Consider the following 26,869-nt stretch of genomic DNA (forward strand, 5'->3'; position numbering starts at 1 on the left):
CCATTTTTATTGGTTGATTATAATTTTCAAAATAATCAAAACTTTTTAAGAATGGTTATTATATGTAATTTGTACAAAAATGTTACAAAATTTTTACCATAAATTCATTTATCTCATCTAAAAACAAATTACCATATTTTTCTAACTTAATTTTACCTACACCTGTAACGTTAATTAACTGCTTTTTACTTTCTGGTTTAGTTTGAACCATTTCTAACAATGTCGCATCACTAAAAATAACATATGGCGGCACATCTTCAACATCAGCAATATCTTTACGTAATCGCCTAAGATTATTAAATAAAATTCGTTCTTCATAAGATAAAATCGTTGTTAAATTTATGGATCTTGCATATCGATTTATGCGGCTTTTTTTCACAAGTTCTAAACGTGGTTTAGCCAATGATAATGGAATTTCGCCTCTAAGTATTAAGCGCGCTTTTTGTGTTAGTTGAAGTGTTGTATAGGTTGATATATTTTGGCTTAAATAACCCAAATAGACCAGCTGCCTAATAACACTAAGCCAATAATTTGATGAGTGTTGTTTACCGATACCATAAACCGATAACTTATTATGCCCCATTTCTTTAATGTGAATACGACCCGATCCCCTTAAAACATCAATTATATATTGCGCTCCATAACACTGTTTAACACGATAAACACAAGATAAAACTTTCTGCGCATCAATTAAACCATCATAAACTTCAGGGGGATACAAACAAATATCGCAGTTATTACAAGGTTCGGTTCGTTCTTCACCAAAATAATTAAGCAAAACAATACGCCGACAAGTCAAGCTTTGTCCAAAAGCCTCCATCGCATTGATCTTTTGTAATTCGACATTTTTATGCTTACCATCCTTTTTTTCGATAGTTTTTTTCTGATACCACTCAAGATCTTTACTATTAAACAGTAGTATTGCCTCGGCAGGCATACCATCACGCCCGGCTCTACCTGTTTCTTGATAATAAGCTTCAATCGTTCGCGGACAATCCGCATGCACAACAAAGCGCACATTAGGTTTATTAATTCCCATACCAAATGCAACGGTGGCAACAATAATTTGTACATCATCTTTTAAAAAAGCATCTTGTGCTTGTTGGCGCTCTTCATTAGACAACCCTGCATGATAAGCCATAACCGAAAAACCACGCGCCGCAAGCTTAGTGGTGATATCTTCAACCCGAGAACGGCTTGAACAATAAATAATGCCTGAGTTGCCTTTTTGTGTTTCAATAAACGAAACAACCTGCTCAATCTGGTTAAATTTTTCAGTAACCGTATAACGAATATTAGGCCGATCAAAACTTCTTACCACAACTAACGGATCAAGCAAATTAAGTTGGGTTATAATGTCAGTTTGCGTTAACTTATCGGCAGTAGCAGTCAATGCAACGATCGGCACATTAGGTAAACGAGTAGAAAGTTGGCCTAATTGTCGATAATCTGGCCTAAAATCATGCCCCCATTGAGAAATACAATGCGCCTCATCAATAGCAATTAATGAAGGTGGCTGCTCATTAATTAAATTAGAAAAACTATGCACGCCTAATCGTTCAGGCGAAACATATAGTAATTTTATTGATTTATTTAAATATTTTTCGACAACTTCTTGTTGTTCTGTCGCTGATTGAGTAGCATTCAGATATGCAGCACAAATGCCATTAGCTAATAATTGATCGACCTGATCTTTCATCAAAGAAATTAAAGGCGAAATAACAATGGCAGTACCAGGTAATAAAACCGCAGGAATTTGATAACATAAAGATTTACCGCCCCCTGTTGGAATAATAACCAAAGTGTCACGCCCATCGATAATAGATTCAATAATTTCCCTTTGCTGGTTTCTAAATGCCTTGTAACCAAAAACATTTTGCAAAACATCTTCTATCTGATCTTTTATCGACATATAAGCCTAAATACGAACATTTAACGAAATGTGTCGAGTATAGCTAAATTAAGTTAAACACACCACTATGAACTTACATAAACTTACAACTTATTCTCAAATTAAAAAATTCTTAGAAAAATATGTATTGAATAATCCTATTAGGGATTTTTTTAAAATCGAAAAATTATGTTCATAATACAACCAACCCGGTTCAACAGATTAAAAAAGAAACAATTTTTTATTTTTTTACTTGATACAAAGCAATTTGCCCGTTAATATTTGCGTGTTTCAAATATACGCCCGTAGCTCAGTTGGTTAGAGCATCACCTTGACATGGTGGGGGTCAGTGGTTCGAGTCCACCCGGGCGTACCATTCTAAAGCCTTATTCGAAAAGGCTTCGTAAGAATTAATCTTCACCTCAATTTTATTGACGGGGTAAAACTGGGGTAAAATAGGGGTAAAACCCACGCCATTTTATCAAATTTATTGTGGCCTACTTCCCAACTTTCCACTTCAAATTCATACTTCAAAAAATATTAGTTTATGGTGAATAAAACTAACTAAGCTTTCATAACATGATAACAATAAACTACACACGACCAATTTACATACGAATGACGCCCGAAGACTTCGAAAATGAAATCACGGGCGAATGCTATATTATCAACAGCGACGAAGATCACAATTTCGCGTTCTATCAAACAGCAAAAACGCTATACGATATCGCCGATTTTGTGATGCTACATGGCGCTGTTGAGTATTGTAAGTTGAAGATTGATGGTATTTTACTAATGTGTTAGATTTTCCACATCTAATAAACAACAATCAGCATGCTTTTGTGATGAAAACTGCATTTGCAAACCTAATGCTTGAACAATTTTAAAGATTGTATTAAAAGTAGGATTCCCCTCACCTGATAACGCTTTATAAATACCCTCACGGCTTATACCTGTATTACGTGAAAACTGACTGATGTTTTTAGCTCTAGCTATATCACCAAGTGCAATAAATAAAAATTTAGGGTCTCCTTCTTCTATTGCGGCATTTAAATATTCTTGCATTTCTTCATCAGTATTTAAAAAATCAACCACATCAAAAGTCTTTAGTTTTGTAGTCATAATTAATCCCATTTATTTGCTAATTCTTTAGCAATTTTAATATCTGCTTGCTGTGTATCCTTGTCACCGCCACACAATAAAATAACAATTTCATTATTGCGGTTAACAAAATAAACCCTATACCCTTTTCCACAGTGAATGCGCATTTCTGATACACCGCTGCCTACAGGATTAACATCACCAAAATTACCTTCTTGCATACGACGAATTCGAACTTTAATTTTAGTTGCTGCAGTTTTATCTTTAAGCGACTTCAACCATTTTCCATTTGCGGTGTTAACTTACAGTAATCATGCTTTATTCCTGTTTTAATTTAAAATCATTATATCTCACACCGCAAAATGTAAGATTTACAATCGAGAAAGAGCACACTCAGGAAAATATTTTTACGAAAAGACACCCTGACAAACGTGGAACGAAGCAAAAGGGTTGGTTAAGGAAAAGCAATTGGAGAATTTATTTTATTCATCGGACTCACATTCTGTTAAAATGAAAGCCGATGAGTAATATGTATCTGTCAGTTTAAGTTCAAGCTACTACAAAATTTATTTTTTTAATTTATGAAACCATCATTTTGTTTCCGCCAACGAGCTCTAACATAATTGTTATAATTATAAATTTTGTTTTGTAATTTATGCTCTTCCTCGCTTAATTCATTTTTGGCACCATTATTATTGTTTAAAACACCTAAATTATCTACATGATCAGTGACAATAATTTGAGTTAAAATATCGCCATTGTCGTCTTTATGATTTTCGCAAAATGTAATGAGTTCTTTGAATATATTTTTTACGGAAGATAAATCATCCTTTATTTTATCTCTTTTCATTTTTGATACTAAATTTTCAGGATTAAACGTTTCTGCATCATCATCTTGAAAATTAGGAAAATACACTTGTGTTGGTTGATCTAAAAATAAAATAGGGGGAATTTTGCATTTTTTATTGGTAGCAAATAGAGAATGTAAGGATAAAAACAAAGATAAATGGGAATAAAGCCAATTAGCACCACTCCCCATAGAACGCAGATATGTTTCACCTCTTTTCTTATCTTCGTGATATAAATCAAAAGATTCTAGTTTAAAATGTAAGTTGATGGGGCAATATGATTTTTCAAAATCAAAGTTTTCACCTATTTGATTCATCATATTATTAATTTTATTCTGTAAATTGTTTAAAGTTCTTTTAAGTTTATATTTTTGATCAATTGCTTTTTCTAATTTATCTCGTTCAGTTTTAAGATTTTCAATCTCCTTTTGCATATCCATTTTATTTTTTGACTCCATATCTTCTAGCATAATTTTAAATCGTAATTTAAGTTCTTCTGCTAATTGTGAAATTGGTGTCTTATTTTGCAAATTTTCAGTTTGTTCAGCTAATTTTTTTAAATTAGTTTCTATTTCTTTAAATTCAATATTTTTATTTTTTATTTCCTTTTCTATTAGATTCTTTTCTTCACTTAGGGACTTAGCTAGATAAGGTGTTGCTTGTAACTCTTTGTTTAGCCAATTGATAGCATCAGTTAATTTATGTGCTTCAGAAAGCATTGGGTTTATTTCAGATTGACAAAATGGGCATTGACATATTTGTATACCAACATCTTGAATAAGATTTATTGATGATAAATTTTTAGTAAAATCAATTACATAATTAATGGAAGAATCAATTGTATTTTTTTTATTTATCAATTCTCTTTTTTGAGCAAAGCATTGACTATATGCTCCATCTAGTTCTTTTTTTCTAATTTCATAATCAGAATTTGTTAGATCTATTTTTACAGCGTTTTGTTTTAATAATTGTAATGCTTTTTCTGGTTTATTATAGATTTCATCAATTTCAGTTTTTAATAAGTCAGTCCCTGTTAGTGTATGGTAATCATTTAGAATTTGCTTTAATTTAGCTTTTATACCAAATTCATTATTTACTTCTCTTCTTAATAATTTTTCTTTTGTTTTTATTAATTCATCAAGTTGGTTTATCTTTTGCTTTTTATAAAAATAGTCTTGATCAACAATACCCATAAAAATTTTGAAATGTTCTATCGCTTGTTCTCTTTTTTCCTTTTGATCAAAACGATAAAAAATAGCATGCTTGTTTGCGATTAAGTTTTGATGTTGTAAACAAAATGACATAAAACTACGACTTGATGGGGTAGCACTTTTTTTATGTAAGTATTCAACTTTTGCTAGATCTTCATCCACACTAGTAAAATCAATATCAAAGTGTCTATTTAATCTGATTTTAAAATCTTTCAAGGGATAGAAAAAATTTTCATCAAAAAAGTTAGATTTGATGTTAGTTAATGATTCTATCTCTTCTACATTAGTTAATTCCTTTATAAAACAATATTTTGATTCAGGTCTTCTAGCTAAAACTAGTATATAGTCACAAAATTGCAATACAACATAATACATTGCTGCATTATCAGTAATAATACCAGTAGGCACCGTATAATCACTACTACCGAAGCAATAATCAAAAATTTCTATAAGGGCACTTTTACCGGTTGATGAGCTACCTGTAATAATATTTAATCCAGGAGTTAATTTAACAAAATGACTATTTTCATTATTATCCAATACTGCAATAAGTTTTATATAACATTTCATAGTTTAACTATTCCAAGTTGTCTATATATACTGGGTATATCATGGGATTTGAAGATTATTGAAGCTAGATTTTGAGCTGATTTTATTTCTACTTCAAGTTTTGATGGCATCGAATCATCTTTACAATATTCAATCGATAAATCATCACAAAGTTTTAAATATTGCTTACTGATTAAATCATTCACAATCTGATTTGTCGTTGTTTTTAATTCATTTACTCTCTGGTATAAACCAAGAATATTATCTTGGTAATTGCAAAATGTTCTTAAATTACTAGTAGAGCGAGCTTTTGATAAAAATTTTTGAGATGGTGGATATAAAACCAAAGGTAGGACTAAATAACTAAGTAAAATATTTTTAGGGCTATTTGGTAATGCTTTATAAAATGCCCCAACTACAGGAGCTAAGATAATTGGGCTTCTTGTTAAGGTGATATAGTAATATATTCTATCTTTTTTCATCTTCTTAGCTTCCAGTGAATATTATCATTATCGTCATCAGCTAGAATATGATATACGCCATTCCTGAAATCAATCGGTGTGTTTGTATATGGACATAACAACTGAGGATCGTCACCCATTAAGTGATCATAAAAGCATTGGGAAGAGATAACTATATCATGATCAGCATTTAATTTTAATTCAGCGCATTTTTCTCTATACTTTGAATTATGTTTTCTTTTTAATTGGTTCTGATATTCTAAATAATACTCATAACTTTTCTGAAGCCCTTTCAACTCCTTCCAAATTATTGCATTAGCATATACATAGTCATTAATTGCCTCTGTAAGAACTTCGTGGTGAGATATTTCATTAATTTTTTTTATAAATAATTTATCTACGTATTTTGTATGATCTAAATCTGCTGATTTTTTTATTTTAGGAAATATATGTTGCCCATTTTGATATAAAGAGTTTATTTTTCGAACTTCTTCGGTGAATTGGCTGTTCGTTATTTCCCAACCATCTTGTACTTGGGCGGATATTAGAAAACCGATTAATGCTTGAATAAATAATTGTTGATTTTCAGATGGTATTCCTCTTGCATATTTCCTTACCATTTCTGACCATTTTTTTTCATAATTAGGAGCATCAGAAACAATAACTATTTTAGGGATAATCTCTTTTAATTCAGCATTTTTTTCATTAAATATTTCTCGTTGAATAGCTAATACTTCACTCGGTTTATGATGCGGTTTTTCAACTTGTTTTTGTTTAAATCTTTTTTCAGCCGAAATCCAAAGCTCGTATAAATCAGAATATCTTTTTTCGACATTTGATGATTCCCATTGATTAAAAATACTCTTTAAGCCTATACTTTGAGTTGTACTTAATACTAGCGATTTATAATAATGATGTTCAAAACGTTTATCTAACCAGTTTTTTATGGTATTCCAAAAAGCAATGTTATTATCAGATAAAGGTTTTGCTAGATGTTTTACCTCTATTTGTGAATCATGAGATATTGTTACATCACCGTATTTTTCTATCCAGAGCTTTTGATCTTGATCTAGAGAATATGCTATATCTAAAGCAACAAGCAATTGGTATGAAATAGCTTTTGTTGAATCAACTGCAGAATTAGGTAATTTATTATTTTCCATTATTTACAACTGCCTTGTAACTATGCCATTTTTTCAAAAATTTTAACATAACATTACAATATGTAAAACCATATAGTTTAAAATAATTGCATAATCTATATAATTATTTCATTTAGAAATATTATAATTAAGATGCAATCGCTCACATATGCCGTTATACTTAGTTGCTTAGCTAATTCTAGCAGTCCTAATTTAGGTTTAATGATTTTGGCAGTTTGATTCGTTTCTGACTCTCCTTTTGCGTTATAAAATAACTTAACCGTCAGATCCAATTAAGGCTATTACAATTTTAAAGGATAATTGGCTTTTTCGGCAATTGCTTTTAGGCGATTTTGGGCGGTAATTATGTTATCTTGCCATTTTTCATCTTTTGCCCACATTTCAATTACCAATGGTGCAACATAATTCATAGTGCGAAGTGTTGCAAAAATAGCGGCAAAATCAACTTCGCCGTCACCAATGACCAAATCTCTAAATTGTCCAGGATAACCAGTCTTAACTTTGAATGTGTCTTTTAGATGAATTTGGACAATATGGTCACGACTTAACATAAGTTCAGTGCAAGTATCATAATTCCAACCAGTAATATTTCCAACATCAGGGTAAGCCATAAAGTAAGGAGAATCGATATTTTTTTTGAGGATTTCGAATTTGCTTAAACTGTTAAGATACGGCGTATCCATAATTTCAACCGCTAACATTACTCCTGCTCGTTCTGCTTGCTTAACTGCCCACTGCATACCTTGAATAAAACGCTGATGCGTTTGTAAGTCAGCAGGTTCATAATAAACATCATAACCAGCGAGTTGGATCACTCTTATTCCTAACTTGTAAGCTAGCGTAATGGCTTTGTCCATAATGGTTTGGGCTTCACTACGGATATCATTATTGGCTGAACCAAATGGATATTTACGATGTGCGCTTAAGCACATGGAATGTAATGGAATTCCGATTTTTTCGCATTGATGTCTGAGTGAATAGATCTCATCGTCAGACCAATCTAATCTGGCGCGACGTTCATCCGATTCATCGATAGAAATTTCAATGAAATCAAATCCTAAATCTTTAGTTACTTGTAATTTATCTTGCCATAATAGCTGGTTAGGTAGGGCTTTTTCATAAATACCAATACGAGGCGTATTTTGGGGTTGATACAGTTTTTTTGATATATTTTTACTTTGTGGCATGGTGATAACCTATTTTTTATATGAAAAGAAATCATGTAGCTGATTTGTTCAGCTACATGTGGTTGTTACCAATATTTTGCGATCTGCTCTCTTAATGCTTGTGCCGTTTTTTGACCGTTTTCGTTAGCCAGCGCACGACCGGCAATAAAGGCTTTGGTTTTTATGCCTGCAAATAGATGAATATCTTCTGGCACAATTCCACCAGTAATTGATAGTTCAAGCCCTAAATCAGACAATTGACGCATTTTAGTTATATCATCTTCACCCCAACCAATACCTGCTAGTTCTGCATCACGAGAACGATGGTATATCGCTTGCTTAATACCAAGTTTTCGCCATGCTTTGGCATCATCTAAAGTCCAGTGACCATACAATTCGATTTGAATTTCACCATTAAATTCATCAGCCACTTTTTTACATGCTTCTACAGTTGCAATATGAGCTGCTGCGGATACAGTTAACCAATTGGCTCCAGCTGAAAACGCCATTTTTGCCAATATCGCCCCTCCATCAGTGGTTTTTAAATCACACACTAAAATATGATTTGGGTAGAGTTCTCTTAACCGTTTTACACTTTGCATACCAGCCCCAAACGCAAGAATGGTGCCAACTTCAATAATATCAACAAACCCTGCTACATTTTTTGCCACATCTAGTGCAGGCGCTAATTCAGTTTGATCTAATGCTATTTGTAATTTAGGCGCTGTCATGTTGTTCTCCTTAATATTTGTTATTTTTGACCGTAGTAAGCATTCGCACCATGTTTGCGAAAATAGTGCTTGTCAGATAATGTTTGTTGTATTTTGATTGTTTGATTAAGTTGCCGAGTTGAAAGCGCCATCATTGCTACTTCTTCAAGTACTACAGCATTATGTACCGCATCTAAGGCATTTTTACCCCAACAAAATGGAGCATGACCTGATATGATAGCGCCAGGCATAGCAACAGGATCTAAGCCTCGGCGTTTAAATTCTTCTATTATTACTAATCCTGTATTTTTTTCGTAATCAGTTGTGATTTCACTATCAATTAGTTCACGAGTACAAGGCACATCACCATAAAAATAATCAGCATGAGTGGTGCCCAGTGCTGGAATATCTAATTCAGCTTGAGCCCAAATGGTAGCGTATCGAGAATGGGTGTGGACAATGCCGCCAATTTCTGGAAATGCTTTATACAACTCAATATGTGTTGCGGTATCACTGGAAGGATTTAATTTTCCATCTAAAATATCGCCCGTTAGCGAAACAACCACAATATCATCCACCTTCATATTGCTATATTCAACACCAGAAGGTTTAATAGCGATAAGACCTTTATCGCGATCAATTTCAGATACATTACCCCAAGTGAAGGTGACCAAATTATATTTGGGCAGTAATAAATTAGCGTTTAAAACACGTTCTTTTAAAGCTTGATACATAATTTAACCTCCATTTAATGCCTGATCGATAACGGCATATACATCTTCTTTGGTGTTACAACGTCTTAATTTATCAAGATCAACGCCTGTCTCACTATTTTCATCATCTAAGATCTGGGTCACTTCCATTAACCCTTCCATGTGCTGATCAGAGGTGCTACCTGCTAATGTCACTAAGACATCAACAGGCTCAGCTTCACCATCAAAATAGACCGGATTTTTTAAAGTCACCAAAGCAAAAGCAGTACGATTTACACCGTCTTCTGGCCTTGCGTGTGGCATGGCAAAGTTTGGCGCTATAATAATATAAGGACCCATTGTATTGACGCAGCGGATAATGGCATCGTAATAAGAAGGTTCTATTGCCTTAGAAGCAACTAACATATCCGTACCCAATTTAACTGCTTCTTGCCAATTTGATGCCTCAGCTTTGAGTAAAATAGAGTTATTTTCAATTAATGATTCTTTTAAAGCCATGGTGTACTCCTTAGTATTTAAAATCTATTTTAAAAGCACTTGCTCAATCAGTTTTATAAGCTCATCGCCAAAGGTGTGTGGGTTTAGCATATTTTGTACACCTAATGCATGTTGGCCTTCATTAACCTCGATTTCATGAATAAGATGTTTAGAAGCGACGATGATATCAACATTCGGTAGGCGTGATTTATAGTCCGTTACAGCACAGGAATCCATTTCATTTGGGATCCCCTTTTTATTTAAATAATTGGCGATTTTCATTTTCATCATCATTGATGAGCCTTGGCCACTACCGCATACGGCTAAAATTCGAATTGGACGACCTTCACTCACAGCGACTTCATCCATTTTTTCAAGTACAGATTCGTTAATATCTTGCTGTTTGTCGTTTACTTCATCAGGTTGGTTGTTAGAATCAGCCTCTTCTTGACGTAGCTGTTTAGCTGCAAAAAACATATAAACCAAGGCTAACGCAATAAGCACATAAATGAATAAGTACGAAATAGATAAACCTTGTAAAATTGGTGGGAATAAAATTGCCCAATCAGCCATTCCCATCCATGAATCAATTGGCGTGCCGTTTTTAGCAAAGATATCGATCACCCAAGCAGAGCCTAATACCTCTATCATGCCCATAGCAAAACAGATTTTCATTACTGCTTTCCAACCGCCAAAATGGTTAGCAAATACTCCAATAGTCGCATTCGAAAAGAACATGGGTATAAATCCCGGAATAATCATGATTGGTGATTTAAAGATAAGCAGTAAAGCAATCGCTAAAAATTGACCTAATGCCCCCCAAATAAAACCAAATACCATTGCATTGGGTGAAAAGGCATAAATTGCCGCACAGTCAATGGCTAATACTGCGTTAGGAATCAGTTTTTCTGAAATACCTTTGAAAGCTTCAGACAATTCAGCGACAAACATACGCACACCACCAACAATAACTTGAATTGCGACGGCAAATTTAAGTCCTGTTTCAAAGATGTAGATAGTCCAATGGGTGGAACCAGCCATTGTTTGTAAATTATCTAACCCAAATGAGAGCAAAATAATACCGAAGAAAATTGTCATCACGATCGTGGTTGCAGCGATACTATCGTGAAAGATGTGTAACCATTTTGGTAATTTTAGATTATCAACTGTATCGTTTTTATCACCTAATTTTGGTGCTAATTTAACCGCAATCCATGAGCCGAGTTGTTGCTGGTGACCTATTGAAAAGCCAGCTCCACCAGTTACCGCTTCGGTTGGCTTAAACATCATATTAGAAAATATTCCCCAATAAAGTGCGGTGATAATGGCCGAATAGATGATGGTTTCCCACATGCTGTAACCAAAAAGAAAGTAAAATAGTGCAATTAAACCAACCTGTTGGAACATAATATGGCCAGTTAACATAATAGTTCGAATCCCTGTTAGGCGTCGAAAAATAACGAGTAAAATGTTGATAGCTAAAGCAAGTAAAACCGCATAACCTACCCATGAGTAGTGTTCACCCATACCGTTTTCAACAGCAACCATTGATGCATAAGTATCAATAATCGAACCTTTAATACCATGATATTCAGTCAATTTGGCAATAACGGGTTTAAACGTTGATACTAAAACCCCCGAACCAACCTGCAATAACATAAATCCAACAATGGTTTTAATTGTGCCTTTTAACACGGTAGTTAGATCTTTACGTAACAGACAATAACCAAGCATTGTCACCAAACCAAGTAATAAAGGCGCTTTTGTCATCACCTGACTATAAAAAATATAAAATACGTTATAGATTACTTCCATATGTCCCTCTCATCAGTTATTGACATTTTTATTGCTCTAACAGCACTCATCCCTGATATCGAGTTCCATTTAAATGTCTTTCATCAAGTTTCTTACAGACTGTAAAGTGAATGAATAAAAACGCCGATCACTTTACGTTATTGTTCATCGCTCATTAATAATATTTGCTATATTCCACAATCAAAATAAATCACACAATGATTATTTTTGATTACTTTGACAAAGATCACTATTTTTATAAAATCAACACAGCATCTGTGACACAGATCACAACTTGATAAAAAACCACAAGCAAAAGATAAAATTAAAATTATTATTATCAATACATTAAATGATAAGTCACTAAAAGTAAAAATTATAATAATTGACAACAATACAAATGAAAATTATTATCAAAAATAATCACATTTAATCATTTAATAATATAAGAGGAAATAATGAACGAAATCGCACGGCATAACGAAATGGTGGCATTAGTCAATGAAAAAGGCATGGTTAAAGTAACAGAATTAGTTGCCAACTTTGCTATATCACCAGCCACAGCAAGGCGAGATATTACTAAGCTTGATCAGGAAGGACGCGTTAAAAAAGTTCGTAATGGCATTATGCGATTAGAAGAAGTAAAACCAATTTGGGTACCGATTGACAACAATAATACCGATCACTATCACGAAAAAGCTCGCATTGCGATTCGTGCTGCAAAACTCTGTAGTAGTGATGAAAATATTGTCATCAATTGTGGTTCAACAGCATTTTTATTAGGCCGTGAATTATGTGGTAAGAATGTTTCAATTATTACTAACTACTTTCCACTCGCCTGTTACTTGATTGAGCATGATCATGAAAATGTCATCATTATGGGAGGGTTATACAACAAAACACAAAATATTATCCTCAACCCGATTGCCAATATTACTGATTCTTATGCCGGAAAATGGATGTTTACTAGTGGTAAAACTTTAACGCCAACAGGCTTATATAAAAACGAGATTTTAGGTGCGGTTGCAGAACAGCAAATACTTGAACAAATTGAAAAACTAGTTGTGGTAGTAGACAGTTCAAAAATTGATACTAAAGCCAATTCAGGCATGCTTTTTTGTCCAGTAAATAAAATTGATATTTTAATTACTGGAAAACAAGCTAATAAGGACGTGATCGAAAGCATTAAGGAGCAAGGTATTGAAGTTATTTTAGTTTAACTATTAAATTGTAAGAAGGAACAAAGTATGAGTAAAGTGAATGAAATTACCCGTGAATCTTGGATACTAAATACATTTCCTGAATGGGGAACTTGGCTTAATGAAGAGATCGAAACAACAGAGGTTAAACCCAATACATTTACTATGTGGTGGCTTGCTTGTACAGGTATTTGGTTGAAATCAGCTGGTAATACCAATATATCTGTTGATTTTTGGTGTGGTACTGGTAAAAAAACTCACGCCAATCCATTAATGAACAAACAACACCAAATGATGCGAATGGGTGGAGTTCGTGAATTGCAGCCTAACTTAAGAACTAGCCCATTTGTTCTGGATCCTTTTGCAATAAAAGAAATTGATGCAGTGATGGCAACGCACGATCATGCCGATCATATCGATGTAAATGTTGCAGCTGCAGTTATTCAAAACTGTTCATCAAAAGTAAAATTTATTGGTCCAAAAGCTTGTGTGGAATTATGGAAAAGTTGGGGTGTACCTGAAGAACGCTGTATTGTCGCCAGAGTTGGCGAAACAATTGAAGTAGGTGATATTACAATTCGGGTATTAGACTCTTTTGATAGAACATCATTGGTAACTTTGCCAAAAGGCGTATCATCAACCGATAAATCTATTTTAGATGGTATGAATGATAGAGCGGTCAATTATCTATTTGAAACATCAGGCGGTTCATTGTATCACTCCGGTGATTCCCATTATTCTAACTATTATGCCAAACATGGTAATGATTACAAAATTGATGTCGCACTGCTGTCTTATGGCGAAAACCCTCGTGGCGTGACCGATAAAATGACATCGGCTGATATTTTACGGGCGGCTGAATCGCTTAATACTCAAGTTGTGATCCCTTTTCACCATGATATTTGGGCAAACTTCCAAAGCGATCCGCGTGAAATTGAAGTTTTATGGAAAATGAAAAAAGATCGTCTTGATTATCAATTTACTCCTTTCTTCTGGCAAGTTGGTGGTAAATATACTTACCCAACCGATAAACATAAAATGCATTATCAACATTATCGTGGCTTTAGAGATATCTTTACCGACGAGCCTGAGTTGCCGTATCGCTCATTCTTATAATTGACTAATGTAGCAATTCGACTTTAGCGTGTGGATGGATTCAAACAATAATTTTACCATCCACATGCAATCTAACTTAACATTATTAATCAAGCGTTTATATACTTTTCACGATTTGGCAGCCAACAATCAACTAATTGTGCTGCACTTTGTGGGTGATTTTTTTGGATATCATAAGAGGCTTGTTGTACTTCACTAATCAAATGTTGATCACGAATTAGATCAACAACTTTAAAATTAGCCACTCCCATTTGCCGTGTTCCTAAAATTTCGCCACTACCACGAAGTTCAAGGTCTTTTTGCGCAATAACAAATCCGTCATTACTTTCACGCATAACTTTCATACGCGCTTGGGCAACTTTGCTTAGAGGTGCTTGATACATAAGCACACAATGCGATACCGCCGTTCCACGCCCTACTCGCCCTCGCAATTGATGTAATTGAGCTAGGCCTAATCGCTCGGCATTTTCGATAATCATTAAGCTAGCATTAGGCACATCAACACCGACTTCAATAACCGTTGTGGCAACAAGTAGTTGGATTATTCCTGCTTTAAACTCTTGCATGACTGATTGTTTTAAATCTGATTTCATTTTGCCGTGTACTAAAGCAATATTAAGATGTGGCAATCTTTGTTGTAATTCTTCTACAAGTATTTCAGCAGCTTGGGCATCAAGCGTTTCGGACTCTTCAACCAATGTACAAACCCAATAAACTTGGCGGTTATCAAGGCAAGCTTGGTTGACACGTTCAATAATTTCATCACGACGAGTATTAGGTATGACAACTGTAGTAATGGGCGTTCGCCCTGGTGGTAATTCATCAATGATAGAAACATCTAAATCTGCATATACTGTCATGGCTAGTGTTCGAGGAATCGGCGTTGCAGTCATAATTAATTGGTGTGGATGAAAGTTATTTTTAATACCTTTTTCCCAAAGAGTTAAACGTTGGTTTACACCGAAGCGATGCTGTTCATCAATAATGACTAATCCTAACGAAGCAAACTCAACTTTATCCACAAACACCGCATGCGTACCAATTAACATGGTGATTTCACCATTTTTAATGCGTTCATAACGAAGCTGCTTATTTTTAGCGGTTAATCGACCAGATAACCATTCAACACTAATCCCTAACGGCGTAAACCAATGATTGAAATTGTTATAATGCTGTTCGGCTAATATTTCGGTCGGCGCCATTAACACCACTTGATTACCGTTTTCAATCGCATTTAATGCAGCTAAAGCCGCAACTAATGTTTTGCCTGAACCTACATCACCTTGAACTAATCGCATCATGGGCACTGCTTTGGTCATATCTTGATAGATATCTTGCACAACGCGTTGCTGAGCACGAGTTGGCGTAAAAGGTAATGAGGATAAAAATGGCTTAATTAAGCGCTGGCTTGGATAAAATGGATGCGATTGCTGGTTTTGGTTATGTTTTTTTATCATCAACATACTTAAATGGTAAGCAATTAACTCTTCAAAAATAAATCGTTTAATCGCAGGATGTTCACCCGATTCTAACTGCGTAATTTGAGTACTAATCGGAGGGTTATGAATAGTATTTAAACAATCTAATATTGGTAAAAAATGACTGGCCAGTTGCGGAGGTAAAATTTCAACTGGTGGGTTATTTTTCAAAAGCAATAATGCCGCCATAATTGATCGCCTAATTATAGCTTGAGATAAACCATAAGTAGTTGGATAAATCGGCGTATACCTTTCTTGGTCACTATCTAAAGTAGTGCTTTTATCATCGCGATTAGCTTTAAGCTTAAATTGTGGGTGAATAATTTCTAAGTGATTTTTACCGCGTTTTATTTCACCATAAGCACTGATCCATTTTCCTTTAATTAACGATGCTTTCATGCCTGCAGTAAAATGTATAAATCTTAATATAGCAATCCCTGAATCATCTTGAATATAGCAAATGAGCATTTGCCTACGGTTAAATGTGAGTTCACTTTTGATAATTATGCCTTCTATTGTGGTAAATTCACCAATAGTGACATCGCCAATAGCACAAGATGAAGCGCGATCTTCATAACGCAAAGGAAAATGCAATAGCAAGTCTTTGATAGTATAAATGCCTAATGTATTGAATTTTTTTTCTAAACTTGCACCAATCCCTGTTAGTTTTATTAACGGTAAATGATCAAAAAAGCGATTTATCATAATGATTAATTTATATTTCGTGTAACACTCACTACATTTGGCTGTAATGAAATTCTACGAATTAACTCATTAAGTTGTTGTGTATTTTTTACTTCTATTTGTAAAATGACGGTATAAATTTGTCTATCTTTTTCTTCGGTATTTAACCATTGCAGGCGAGTATGTTCATCATTAATAATTGACAGAATATTTGCCAAAGAGCCTTGAGTGTTTAGAATATCAATCCAAATTTCAGCAACAAAACGTTGAGAAATATCTGGCGCCCATTTCAATGAAATATATTTTTCTGGATTTTTTTGATAACCAGCAACATTTCGGCAGGATTCGTGATGGACAGTTAAGCCCTTTTCAGGACTGACATGCCCAACAATAGGATCATTAGCAATAGGGTGACAACATTTAGAAAACGTAACTAAAACACCTTCGCTACCGGTAATAACCAATGTTTTATTCGGCTCTGATTTACTTTGTAATAACCCTTTATGCTCTAAGCCTTTGACAATAAAATGACTCATAATATTGCCAAGTCCAATTTCAACCAAGACATCATCAAAAGAGGATTGTTTAGCTAATTCAATCACTCTAGCTTTTTGACTTGGTGATAACGCATTAATACCGCCTGACTTAACTAACGAAAGATTGAGTAAACGTCGGCCTAATTCAATGGCATCTTCACGTTTTAATGTTTTAAGTGCTTGACGAATACGCGACTTCGCTTTAGCACTAACCACAAAATTTAACCAATTTGCGTTAGGGCGCCCTTCTGGCGAAGTAATAATTTCAACCGTTTGCCCACTGCTTAACGGTTGTGATAATGGGTAAGGTTTACGATCAACAAGCGCACCAATACATTGATAACCAATGTCGGAATGCACGGCATAAGCAAGGTCAACAGCTGTTGCGCCTTCAGGTAACTGAACAATACGCCCTTTAGGAGTAAAAACATAGATTTCTTTAGGAAATAAGTCTGATTTTACGTTTTCAATAAATTCGAAAGAATTTCCTACACTTTGTTGTAGTTCTAACAGACTTTGCATCCAACGTTGTGCTTTTATTTGTGCTGTTGTGTTGTTTAATTCATCATTTTCGTTATATGCCCAATGTGCAGCCACGCCCATTTCGGCCATTTGATCCATATCTTCAGTGCGAATTTGTACTTCAACAGGTGTACCATGCGGTCCAATTAACGATGAATGTAATGATTGATAACCATTTGCTTTTGGAATCGCAATATAATCTTTAAAACGATTAAGCCGAGGTTTATATAAATTATGTACAAGCCCTAAAGCACGATAGCAAGCATCTACATTTTTAACTACGATTCTAAAAATATAGATGTCCATTATAGAGTGAAAATGTTGCTCTCGCATTTGCATTTTTTGATAAATGACATAAATATTTTTTTCTAATCCTTCAACTTCGGCATCTATACCTGCTTCAGTTAAACGATTTCTGATTTCAGATAAAATTTGTTCAATCAGTTCTTTTCTTGTATTTCGTGCTACTTTAACGACTTTTTCAAGGACTTTAGCACGATTTGGATGCATTGCTGTAAAACCCAAAACTTCAAGTTCAGTTTTGATATGGTGAATACCCAAACGGTGAGCAAGTGGCGCATAAATTTCTAATGTTTCTTTTGCTATACGACGGCGTTTATCTGGCCTTAATGCCCCTAACGTGCGCATATTATGAGTGCGATCAGCAAGTTTAATTAAAATAACACGCACATCTTCGGTCATGGCAAGTACCATTTTCCGAAAATTTTCAGCTTGAGCCTCTTGCCTGCTACGAAATTTTAATTTATCAAGTTTAGAAACACCTTCAACTAAAATAGCAACATGCTTACCAAATTTATTGGTAATATCTTGAAAGGTGACAGGAGTATCTTCAATGGTGTCATGCAAAAGTGCAGCAATAATTGTTTCATAATCAAGCCGCATATCGGCTAAATATGTTGCAACAGCAACAGGATGAGTGATATAAGGTTCACCACTACATCGGAATTGCCCTTCATGCGCATTTTTAGCAAAAAGATAAGCATCTTGAATCAATTCGATTTGTTTATGCGGAAGATAAGATACAACAAGCTCTTTTAAGCTATCAAAATACTCCATGAGCAATTCCTGTAAAACTACAGTTTATTCGTACGATGGCATGTTTTCTAAAAGAATTGATTCATGAAGTGTTGTACGTACTTCGGCTTCTTCATTTTGGCGTGTTTGGAAATCTGCAACATCAAGGATCTGTTTGTTAACAAGCCCTTCTTCAATTTCACGTAAAGCGATAACGGTTTCTTTATCGTTTTCTTCTGGAATAAGTGGTGATTTATTTTCAACTTGTAGTTGACGAGCGCGTCTTGCTGCTACAATAACGAGATCAAAGCGATTACCAATTTTTTCTACTGCATCTTGAACAGTTACACGTGCCATTTTTACCTCTAATATTGTTTACTAAAATACGTATTTAAAATGATCTAGTATTCTACTTAAATTTATAGGGGATTGTCTATATTAATATTGGTTTATATATCGAAATTGAAAAATCCAAATTGCTTAGACAAATAAATCCCCTTATTAATGTTATCAATAGTAATGGTGACTAAATTGATTCCTCATCATCTTTATTATCCATATGTTCCTTACTCTGAACTAATTTAACCGCAAAATAAAGGTCATAAGCAAACTCAATATGCTCATCATCAAGCTTTATATTCATTTGTTTAAACCAGTTTTTAAGCGTTTTTCGACGACCTGATAAAATTAAAATAATATTTCTTACTTTTAAAGACCTCACTAACTCATCAATCCCTGACAATACACTAACATCTTTGTAGGTAAAACAAGCAATCGCATCAACTATCACATAGTTTATTGGCTCATCAGCTTCATCAATATAACTAATAATTCTTCGCTTAAAATAGGCAATATTAAAATAGGTTAGCGGAGAGTTGAATCGATAAATCATGGTATTACTAAGCGGCTTTACATCTTGACTAAGTGAATGAATTCGACCACTTTCATCAATACCTAGCAGCTGATCTTTTGGTCTAAAAACGCGTCGTAAAAATAAAAATAGCCCAAGTAATACTGCTAGCGCCATACCGGGAATAATTCCAATAACTAGCACTGAAACAAGCGTTGTTAAACTTAAATAAAATGCATCTCGATCAAATTTAAAAAAGCGAATGATTGTTTGAAAATTAATTAATGAAATTGAAGAATAAATTAAAATCACCCCTAATACACAAGTTGGAATATACTGCAAAGGGGAAAGTAAAAACATTACCACAAAACCGATTAAGATTGCGGCAATAATTGAAACTAGTTGCGTTTTACCCCCATTGGCATCATTCACAGCGGTTCTTGATGATGTACCACTAACGACAAAACCTTGTGATAGCCCTGCTGCAATATTAGCGATACCTAACGCTTTAAATTCGACATCGGCATTGGTTTCATAGTTATTTTTAGAGGCAAAACTGCGCACGGTTATCATCATACTAACAAAACAGATGATAGCAATATTAAGCGAAGGCACAACTAAATCACGCATTAAACCTTTATCAAAATCAATCCATGATTCGGCAGGAATAAAATCACTGCTCACATTACCAATAATACGAATATTAAAGTGATCAAAATTAAACAACCATGAAAATATCGTCATCACAATAACAGCTAACAGTGGCGCTGGATATTGTGGTCTTAATCGCTTTAAACCAACTAAAATTAGCAAAGTAAAAAATGAAACTAGCGCTGTTGCTATATGTATTTGGGATATTTTAAATGGAAAATAAACAATTCGCTCAATCAAATAGGAATAATCATAACCAAACCCGAGTGTTTTAGCTAATTGATCAACCATAATAGTAATTGAAATACCATTAAGCAAACCAATTAAAATAGGTTGACTAAGTAAATCAGCCAACGCACCTAGATGTAACTTTCCGGCAATGATACACCAAATACCTATCATAATTGTTAATATAATAACCAATTGCCAACGCAATACCGGATCATTTGCCGCTAGCGGTAACACAACAGCAGCAACCACCGCACAAGTTGCTGTATCCGGTCCAACAATTAGTTGCCGAGAAGAGCCAAAAAGCGCATACACAATTAAAGGTAAAATGGTTGAATATAGCCCTGCTATTGCGCCAACCCCAGTCAATTCAGCATAAGCAATGGACACAGGTAACGAAACAGCAGCAACCGATAAGCCCGCTTTAAGGTCAAAAGTAAAATATTCTCGTTTATATTGTAATAAAGTGCCTAACCCTGGCATCCACGAAGTTATTTTTTGAAAAAAAGTACTATGTAAAAACCTACCCATACTGCTCCTTATTTCCCTGCTATACTCATAGTATCAATGAGAATTGAACCACATTGAATATTTGTTCTTGTTTCGACATCATTACCTATTGCGACAATATTTTTATACATATCTTTCAGATTGCCAGCAATAGTAATTTCATTAACTGGATATTGAATTTTTCCATTTTCAACCCAAAAGCCAGTAGCTCCTCGTGAATAATCGCCCGTCACACTATTAACACCTTGCCCCATCAACGAAGTCACCAAAATGCCCTTATCAAGTTTTTTAAGCATATCATCAAAACTTACGTTATTTTGGCTTGGTGATACAAACCAATTATGAATTCCACCTGCATGCCCAGTCGAGGTTAAACCCAATTTACGCGCCGAATAGTTACCTAACAAATAAGTTTGCAACACACCTTGCTCAACAATATTACGCTGAACGGTTTTGGTACCTTCACTATCAAAAGGTGAAGAACCAACCCCTTTTAGAATAAAAGGATCTTCATAAATGGTGAACCACTTCGGAAAAATAGTTTGTCCAATGCTGTCTAATAAAAATGAGGATTTACGATAAATAGCACTACCACTTATAGCGCCTACTAAATGCCGAATAAGCCCAACAGCAACTTCAGCACCAAATAGCACAGGAGCTTGCATTGTTGCAATTTGCTTCGCTCCCAAATGAGAAATTGCCCTATCTGCTGCCTCAATGCCAACTGTTTGAGCTAGTTTTAATTCACTAAAATCGCGTGATGAGCTATATGCATAATTGCTTTCCATTTGCCCTGCTTGCTCAGCAATAACTGAACATGAAAGTGAATGAGAGCTTGCACAATAACCTTGTAGCATTCCTAAACTATTACCATAAACATAAACGCCATAGCGACTACTAAAATAACCGCCGTCGCTATTGATTAATTTTGAATGATTTAGCGCAGCAAGCTCAGCCTGTTTTGCTTGTTCAATGGCATTATCGACATTCAAATCACTAGGATAAAATAAATCTAAATCAGGCGGATCAAATGCCATTTGGCTTATATCGCCCAAACCAGAACAAGGATCGGGTGATGTGTATTGCATAATATTAATAGCCATATCTATCGTCTGTAAAATAGCCTGAGGTGATAAGTCATTAGTTGATGCACTACCTTTGCGTTGATTTTGATAGACCGTAATAGATAACGCACCATCACTATTAAATTCAACATTTTCGGTTTCGCCCATGCGTGTACTTACATTAATCCCTGTTGACTGATTTATTGACACCTCAACAGCATCGACTCGTAACTTTGCTTGCTTTATAGCGTTATCAACAATTGCCGATAAATTTTCTTTTTGATTTATTGCTTCTTTTTTAATTTGTTCAATACTCATCTTATTATTTTCTACAATTATGCTAGTGATACGCTATAATATGCCAGAATTAAATATTAGTTAACAAAAGAAATAACATGAATAACAATCAAGAGACAAACCTAGAACCCAACTTCTCTGTTGACATTGAAGATGACGAAATTATCTATGTCAGTAAAAGTGAAATCAAACGCGATGCCGAAGCCCTAAAAAAATTAGGTATCGAACTTGTCAAGTTGAGCAAAAACGAACTTGAAAAAATTCCTCTTGATGAAGATCTTATTTATGCAATTGGGCTTGCACAAAAAATAAAAAAAGAAGGGTACCGCAGGCAAATTCAATATATTGGCAAATTACTACGCAATAGAGATATCGATCCAATTAGCCAAGCGCTTGATAAACTCAAAAATCGCCACAATCAACAAATTGCCCTATTTCATAAACTCGAAAAGCTACGCGACGATTTGATTGCAACAAGCGATGCTGAAACCATTATTGGCTTATATTCAACCGCTGATCGCCAGCAATTGCGCACTTTAGCTAGGCAAGCTAAAAAAGAGCAAGAAGCAAACAAACCAACAAAAGCGGCAAAACAAATTTTTCAATATTTAAAAGAATTGAGCGACACAAAATAACCATCATTTTGTGCGCTTATTATCATTAACAACACTATATAAACTTAGATAGAGGATACAAAAATGGGACTTTTAAATGTACCAGCAGGTAAACAATTACCAGATGATATTTACGTTGTGATTGAAATTCCAGCTAATGCTGATCCAATTAAATACGAAGTTGACAAAGAAACTGGCGCAGTATTTGTTGACCGTTTTATGGCAACAGCAATGTTTTACCCATGTAACTATGGCTATATTAATCACACATTATCATTAGATGGCGACCCTGTTGATGTATTAGTTCCTACGCCATACCCATTACAACCGGGTTCAGTTATTCGTTGCCGCCCAGTTGGTGTATTAAAAATGACAGACGAAGCAGGTCAAGATGCAAAACTTGTTGCTGTACCTCACACCAAACTATCAAAAGAATATGATCATATTAAAGACGTTAATGATTTACCTGAATTGCTCAAATCACAAATTAAACACTTTTTTGAACAATACAAAGCGTTAGAAAAAGGCAAATGGGTTAAAGTTGACGGTTGGGATAATGCAGATGCAGCTCGTAAAGAAATAATTGAGTCATTTGAACGAGCTAAAAACAAATAAAATTGAGTTATAAAAAATAGTTGTAAAAAACCATAAAATAATTTTTTATGGTTTTTTATAAATGCGCAGATATTTACCCTCATCCATCTTACAAAAGTTGACTTTTATCAATTAATAATTAGTTATTTTAATAACTCCATAAAAACTTCATTTATAAATAAAAAATTACAATTAATTTCTTGCTTTCGATTATAATTTGTGCGGTAATAGTAGTGGGTAGGTAACAAAGTCTGAAATTATGAAAACAATTTACTCTGTTAATCTAGTTTTAAGTATTATTACAGTGTCAATTGCATAATCAATACAATGTTCAAGCCCATACGAGCCCAAAAGGCTAATTATTAATTATTGTTAGGATGTCTAGTAAATGAATAAGAAAACAGGCCAAGTAAAATGGTTTAATGAAAGCAAAGGTTTCGGTTTTATTACCCCTGCGGATGGAAGTAAAGATGTATTTGTTCATTTTTCTGCTATTTCAGGAGATGGTTTTAAAACCTTAGCTGAAGGACAACAAGTTGAGTTTGCTATCCAAGATAGTCCTCGTGGACCAGCTGCAGCTGAAGTTGTTGTTATTTAATTAAACTTTAAATATTTTATTTCCATGGTATAGCAAAACACTCACTCAAAAAGTGAGTGTTTTTTATTTATAAAGCCTAAAAACAACTTTTTAAAGTATATCATAAAAAAAGCGACCCGTAAGCCGCCTTTTTAACAACACTATAAAAATTAATTATTTTTTAGAAACAACCGCAATTAAATCTAATACTTTGTTTGAGTAACCCACTTCGTTGTCATACCAAGAAACAAGTTTTACAAAATTGTCGCTTAATTGGATACCTGCTTTAGCATCAAACACAGATGTGCAAACTTCACCTAAGAAATCAGTAGAAACAACATCATCTTCAGTATAACCAAGAACGCCTTTCATTGGACCTTCAGCAGCTGCTTTGATTGCTTTACAAATATCTTCGTATTTAGCAGGTTTTGCTAAACGAGCTGTTAAGTCAACAACAGAAACATCTGGAGTTGGAACACGGAAAGCCATACCTGTTAATTTACCGTTTAATTCAGGAATAACTTTACCTACAGCTTTAGCAGCGCCCGTTGATGAAGGGATGATATTTTGAGCAGCACCACGACCACCGCGCCAATCTTTATGAGATGGACCATCAACAGTTTTTTGCGTTGCTGTTGTTGCGTGAACAGTTGTCATTAATGCTTCAACAATACCAAAGTTGTCATTGATAACTTTAGCTAAAGGCGCTAAACAGTTAGTTGTACATGATGCGTTAGAAACGATATCTTGACCTGCATAGTCTTTATCATTAACACCAATAACAAACATAGGTGTGCTGTCTTTTGAAGGGCCAGTTAAAACAACTTTTTTAGCACCCGCTTGAATGTGTTTACGCGCAGTTTCATCAGTTAAGAATAAACCTGTTGCTTCAGCAACAACATCAACACCAACTTCGTCCCATTTTAAGTTTGCAGGATCGCGCTCAGCAGTAACACGGATTGTTTTACCGTTAACAACTAATTTACCGTCTTTAACTTCAACTGTACCGTCAAAACGACCGTGAGTTGAATCATATTTAAGCATATAAGCCATATAATCAACATCTAATAAATCGTTGATAGCAACAATTTCAATGTCTGAACGCTTTTGAGCAGCACGGAAAACAATACGACCAATACGGCCAAAACCATTAATACCTACTTTGATTGTCATAACAGTTACCTTCTTTTATGAGTTTTTAATGTAAAAATACTTTTGTGTAAACTATCAAATTTTAACGATTTATTCAAGAAAATTCAAAATAATTCAACATTAATTAATTAAATAGATCACAATTAACACCATTAATGTTTATTAAAACAAATAAAATCATATTGTTAATTACAAAATGTCGATTTTAGTAAACTAAGTTTGAAATAAAAATCTACAACTGAAAACGCATTAATGGAGCTGGATTAGAACGACAAATAAATCCATTAACATTTTGTTTTATATAATTTAAAGCCCAAGCATTGATTAGTTACACACCATTTCAATTAAAGTGCCTATCACACTTTTGGGTTTTTAAATACCCAAACAGTATAGACTCCGGAATATTTTTTACAAAATAACCGGCAAAATAAACCAATAAATCGCCACGCTTAATGTGGGGCTGCTGCTTTTTATTGCTTGGCTGTCTTATATAACTTTAAAGATTAATAACTAAAAACTAAGGGGTGACGCAAATTGTTGCATTTGCACAACCATAAGTACCCTTACCACCATTGGCGGTACATTCTTCAAGACTGCGATGATCATTCAAAGTACCTATAACGCCATTATTCATGTTTACACTGAAAGAAGTGTAATCATACTTAAGACTAGTATCGTCCGTCCAAAAATGAACAGGGATATCCATATTTAAACCTATTCTGTAACGATCAAGCTCTCCCCACTCCCCCGTCATGCCTGCCCCTATTCGACGTTGATAATACTGGAAAGCGTCTGATATTGGCGTGGCACTGATAGCCCCCAAACACATATCTTCCATTCCTGCCATAGTACCCTCATTACACCTTGCATTAGTTAAATCCTTTATATGTGGTAGACGATAACCTAAACTCTCACACCAAGCTTGCGCATTAGGATAAGTATAACGTCTTGGATTTTTATTTATTTCACCTTCTTCATAGGCTTTACCACGCTGATATCCTCTTCCAGTTCCAGCTGGGCTTCGTATAACAAACCACTGCTTTAACACAAAACCATATCTGACCACTTCATAACCATCACTATCTTTGCCCACTAATTCAAATGTTTGGGGTAATTTGGGCACTCCAATTGCGCTAGGGCGGTCATTATCCCACTGAGATATTGCTTGTGGCCCAGTTAGTGTAACGCGCGTTACAACTTCTGTACCATTAGGATACCTATATCCCGTGTAATTATCATCAGGAATCCAATAATCGTTGGCCACCTTTCTTGTCACTGTGGCAGTTATGCCCTCATGCGTGACTGGCTCCCAAGTCAATTCATTCGCATCAACGCCCTCTATCAGTAAATCAAAATACAAACCATCCATACCCGTGGTTGGAAAGTTAAGGCCATATAATTCAGGATTCATTGATTGAACTAAAAAGCCCTTTTCGTAATCCCACATATTAACAGGTCCAGCAACGGTGAAGTCGTCATAAATCCCGCCCATATAATTACCGTTATAACCGAGATTTGGCCTAACGTAGGTGATAGTTGCTTGTTTTGAAAGAAAAATAACTGCATCACTACGCTTATCCGTTTGATTAGTGTTATCATTTGCTGCCTGCAATTGCCACGAATATGACAATAACGGCAGTGCCAGTAATACAATTTTTGCCAATGATTTTAGTGATAA

The 26,869-nt window shown here is 34.6% G+C and carries 24 protein-coding genes and 1 tRNA gene; 7 read left to right on the plus strand and 18 right to left on the minus strand.

The window, feature by feature from the left end; genetic code table 11:
- Positions 1-82: 82 nt before the first annotated feature.
- A complete protein-coding gene (gene recQ / locus GQ590_RS07685) occupies positions 83-1,912 on the minus strand; it encodes a DNA helicase RecQ (RefSeq protein WP_160407745.1) in 1,830 nt (609 codons plus the stop codon).
- Between the two features lie 278 nt (positions 1,913-2,190).
- On the opposite strand from recQ, the gene GQ590_RS07690 reads away from it, so the two are divergent.
- Together GQ590_RS07690 and GQ590_RS07695 are read left to right on the plus strand one after the other, a co-directional pair.
- Positions 2,191-2,267: transfer RNA gene (locus tag GQ590_RS07690), tRNA-Val, on the plus strand.
- Positions 2,268-2,509: 242 nt separating this feature from the next.
- Positions 2,510-2,695 (plus strand): hypothetical protein, encoded by a 186-nt coding sequence (locus GQ590_RS07695; RefSeq protein ID WP_160422571.1) that lies wholly within the window; start codon positions 2,510-2,512, stop codon positions 2,693-2,695.
- Here GQ590_RS07695 and GQ590_RS07700 read toward each other — a convergent pair.
- The 10 genes from GQ590_RS07700 to GQ590_RS07745 all read right to left on the minus strand — a co-directional run bounded on the left by GQ590_RS07700 (position 2,684) and on the right by GQ590_RS07745 (position 12,105).
- The gene (locus GQ590_RS07700; RefSeq protein WP_160407741.1) at positions 2,684-3,013 is read right to left on the minus strand and encodes an addiction module antidote protein; all 330 of its coding nucleotides are present in this window, start codon (positions 3,011-3,013) and stop codon (positions 2,684-2,686) included. The genes GQ590_RS07695 and GQ590_RS07700 overlap by 12 nt on opposite strands.
- A gap of 2 nt (positions 3,014-3,015) precedes the next feature.
- Positions 3,016-3,270, minus strand: coding sequence for a type II toxin-antitoxin system RelE/ParE family toxin (locus GQ590_RS07705; protein ID WP_160407740.1), 255 nt, complete (start codon positions 3,268-3,270; stop codon positions 3,016-3,018).
- 296 nt (positions 3,271-3,566) lie between these two features.
- On the minus strand, positions 3,567-5,621 hold the full coding sequence (locus tag GQ590_RS07710) for a DUF3732 domain-containing protein (protein ID WP_160407738.1): 2,055 nt from the start codon (positions 5,619-5,621) through the stop codon (positions 3,567-3,569).
- Positions 5,618-6,082, minus strand: coding sequence for a three component ABC system middle component (locus GQ590_RS07715; protein ID WP_160407736.1), 465 nt, complete (start codon positions 6,080-6,082; stop codon positions 5,618-5,620). The genes GQ590_RS07710 and GQ590_RS07715 overlap by 4 nt, the downstream gene beginning before the upstream one ends.
- Positions 6,079-7,224, minus strand: a complete 1,146-nt coding sequence (locus tag GQ590_RS07720) for a hypothetical protein (RefSeq protein WP_160407734.1) — start codon at positions 7,222-7,224, stop codon at positions 6,079-6,081. The genes GQ590_RS07715 and GQ590_RS07720 overlap by 4 nt, the downstream gene beginning before the upstream one ends.
- A gap of 281 nt (positions 7,225-7,505) precedes the next feature.
- Positions 7,506-8,411, minus strand: coding sequence for an L-ribulose-5-phosphate 3-epimerase (locus GQ590_RS07725; RefSeq protein WP_160407732.1), 906 nt, complete (start codon positions 8,409-8,411; stop codon positions 7,506-7,508).
- 65 nt (positions 8,412-8,476) lie between these two features.
- A complete protein-coding gene (locus tag GQ590_RS07730) occupies positions 8,477-9,121 on the minus strand; it encodes a 3-keto-L-gulonate-6-phosphate decarboxylase UlaD (protein ID WP_160407730.1) in 645 nt (214 codons plus the stop codon).
- Between the two features lie 20 nt (positions 9,122-9,141).
- Positions 9,142-9,834, minus strand: a complete 693-nt coding sequence (locus tag GQ590_RS07735; RefSeq protein ID WP_160407728.1) for an L-ribulose-5-phosphate 4-epimerase — start codon at positions 9,832-9,834, stop codon at positions 9,142-9,144.
- Between the two features lie 3 nt (positions 9,835-9,837).
- The gene (locus GQ590_RS07740; RefSeq protein ID WP_065568888.1) at positions 9,838-10,311 is read right to left on the minus strand and encodes a PTS sugar transporter subunit IIA; all 474 of its coding nucleotides are present in this window, start codon (positions 10,309-10,311) and stop codon (positions 9,838-9,840) included.
- A 24-nt stretch (positions 10,312-10,335) separates the two neighbouring features.
- Positions 10,336-12,105 carry a PTS ascorbate-specific subunit IIBC gene (locus tag GQ590_RS07745; protein ID WP_160407726.1) on the minus strand — a complete coding sequence of 590 codons (1,770 nt, stop codon included), beginning with the start codon at positions 12,103-12,105 and terminating at the stop codon, positions 10,336-10,338.
- Positions 12,106-12,542: 437 nt separating this feature from the next.
- Here GQ590_RS07745 and ulaR point away from each other — a divergent pair, with 437 nt between their 5' ends.
- Both ulaR and ulaG read left to right on the plus strand, forming a co-directional pair.
- A complete protein-coding gene (ulaR, locus tag GQ590_RS07750; protein WP_160407724.1) occupies positions 12,543-13,304 on the plus strand; it encodes an HTH-type transcriptional regulator UlaR in 762 nt (253 codons plus the stop codon).
- A gap of 27 nt (positions 13,305-13,331) precedes the next feature.
- Positions 13,332-14,399, plus strand: coding sequence for an L-ascorbate 6-phosphate lactonase (gene ulaG / locus GQ590_RS07755; RefSeq protein WP_160407722.1), 1,068 nt, complete (start codon positions 13,332-13,334; stop codon positions 14,397-14,399).
- Positions 14,400-14,488: 89 nt separating this feature from the next.
- On the opposite strand, the gene recG is transcribed toward ulaG, so the two are convergent.
- The 5 genes from recG to pmbA form a co-directional block, all read right to left on the minus strand.
- Positions 14,489-16,582, minus strand: a complete 2,094-nt coding sequence (gene recG / locus GQ590_RS07760) for an ATP-dependent DNA helicase RecG (RefSeq protein WP_160407720.1) — start codon at positions 16,580-16,582, stop codon at positions 14,489-14,491.
- A 5-nt stretch (positions 16,583-16,587) separates the two neighbouring features.
- Positions 16,588-18,696 (minus strand): bifunctional GTP diphosphokinase/guanosine-3',5'-bis pyrophosphate 3'-pyrophosphohydrolase, encoded by a 2,109-nt coding sequence (gene spoT, locus GQ590_RS07765; RefSeq protein WP_160407718.1) that lies wholly within the window; start codon positions 18,694-18,696, stop codon positions 16,588-16,590.
- A 24-nt stretch (positions 18,697-18,720) separates the two neighbouring features.
- Complete coding sequence (rpoZ, locus tag GQ590_RS07770) at positions 18,721-19,011, minus strand: DNA-directed RNA polymerase subunit omega (RefSeq protein ID WP_160407716.1); 291 nt, start codon at positions 19,009-19,011, stop codon at positions 18,721-18,723.
- Between the two features lie 169 nt (positions 19,012-19,180).
- Complete coding sequence (locus GQ590_RS07775) at positions 19,181-20,914, minus strand: SulP family inorganic anion transporter (RefSeq protein ID WP_202112927.1); 1,734 nt, start codon at positions 20,912-20,914, stop codon at positions 19,181-19,183.
- Positions 20,915-20,922: 8 nt separating this feature from the next.
- On the minus strand, positions 20,923-22,275 hold the full coding sequence (gene pmbA, locus GQ590_RS07780) for a metalloprotease PmbA (protein ID WP_160407714.1): 1,353 nt from the start codon (positions 22,273-22,275) through the stop codon (positions 20,923-20,925).
- Positions 22,276-22,352: 77 nt separating this feature from the next.
- Here pmbA and yjgA point away from each other — a divergent pair, with 77 nt between their 5' ends.
- The 3 genes from yjgA (at position 22,353) to GQ590_RS07795 (ending at position 24,060) form a co-directional block, all read left to right on the plus strand.
- Positions 22,353-22,889, plus strand: coding sequence for a ribosome biogenesis factor YjgA (gene yjgA, locus GQ590_RS07785; protein ID WP_160407712.1), 537 nt, complete (start codon positions 22,353-22,355; stop codon positions 22,887-22,889).
- Positions 22,890-22,952: 63 nt separating this feature from the next.
- Entirely contained in the window at positions 22,953-23,483 is a 531-nt protein-coding gene (gene ppa, locus GQ590_RS07790; RefSeq protein WP_160407710.1) for an inorganic diphosphatase, read from the plus strand.
- Between the two features lie 367 nt (positions 23,484-23,850).
- Positions 23,851-24,060: a cold shock domain-containing protein gene (locus GQ590_RS07795; RefSeq protein ID WP_025315032.1), complete on the plus strand. Its 210-nt coding sequence runs from the start codon at positions 23,851-23,853 to the stop codon at positions 24,058-24,060.
- Positions 24,061-24,213: 153 nt separating this feature from the next.
- Here GQ590_RS07795 and gapA read toward each other — a convergent pair whose 3' ends face one another.
- Positions 24,214-25,212, minus strand: coding sequence for a glyceraldehyde-3-phosphate dehydrogenase (gene gapA / locus GQ590_RS07800; RefSeq protein WP_160407708.1), 999 nt, complete (start codon positions 25,210-25,212; stop codon positions 24,214-24,216).
- Between the two features lie 496 nt (positions 25,213-25,708).
- Positions 25,709-26,869, minus strand: a 1,161-nt coding sequence (locus tag GQ590_RS07805) for a hypothetical protein (protein WP_160407706.1), incomplete at its 5' end; no start/stop codon positions are given.

Origin of the sequence: Gilliamella sp. Lep-s35 (assembly GCF_009795845.1) — a bacterium.
GTDB lineage: Bacteria > Pseudomonadota > Gammaproteobacteria > Enterobacterales > Orbaceae > Gilliamella.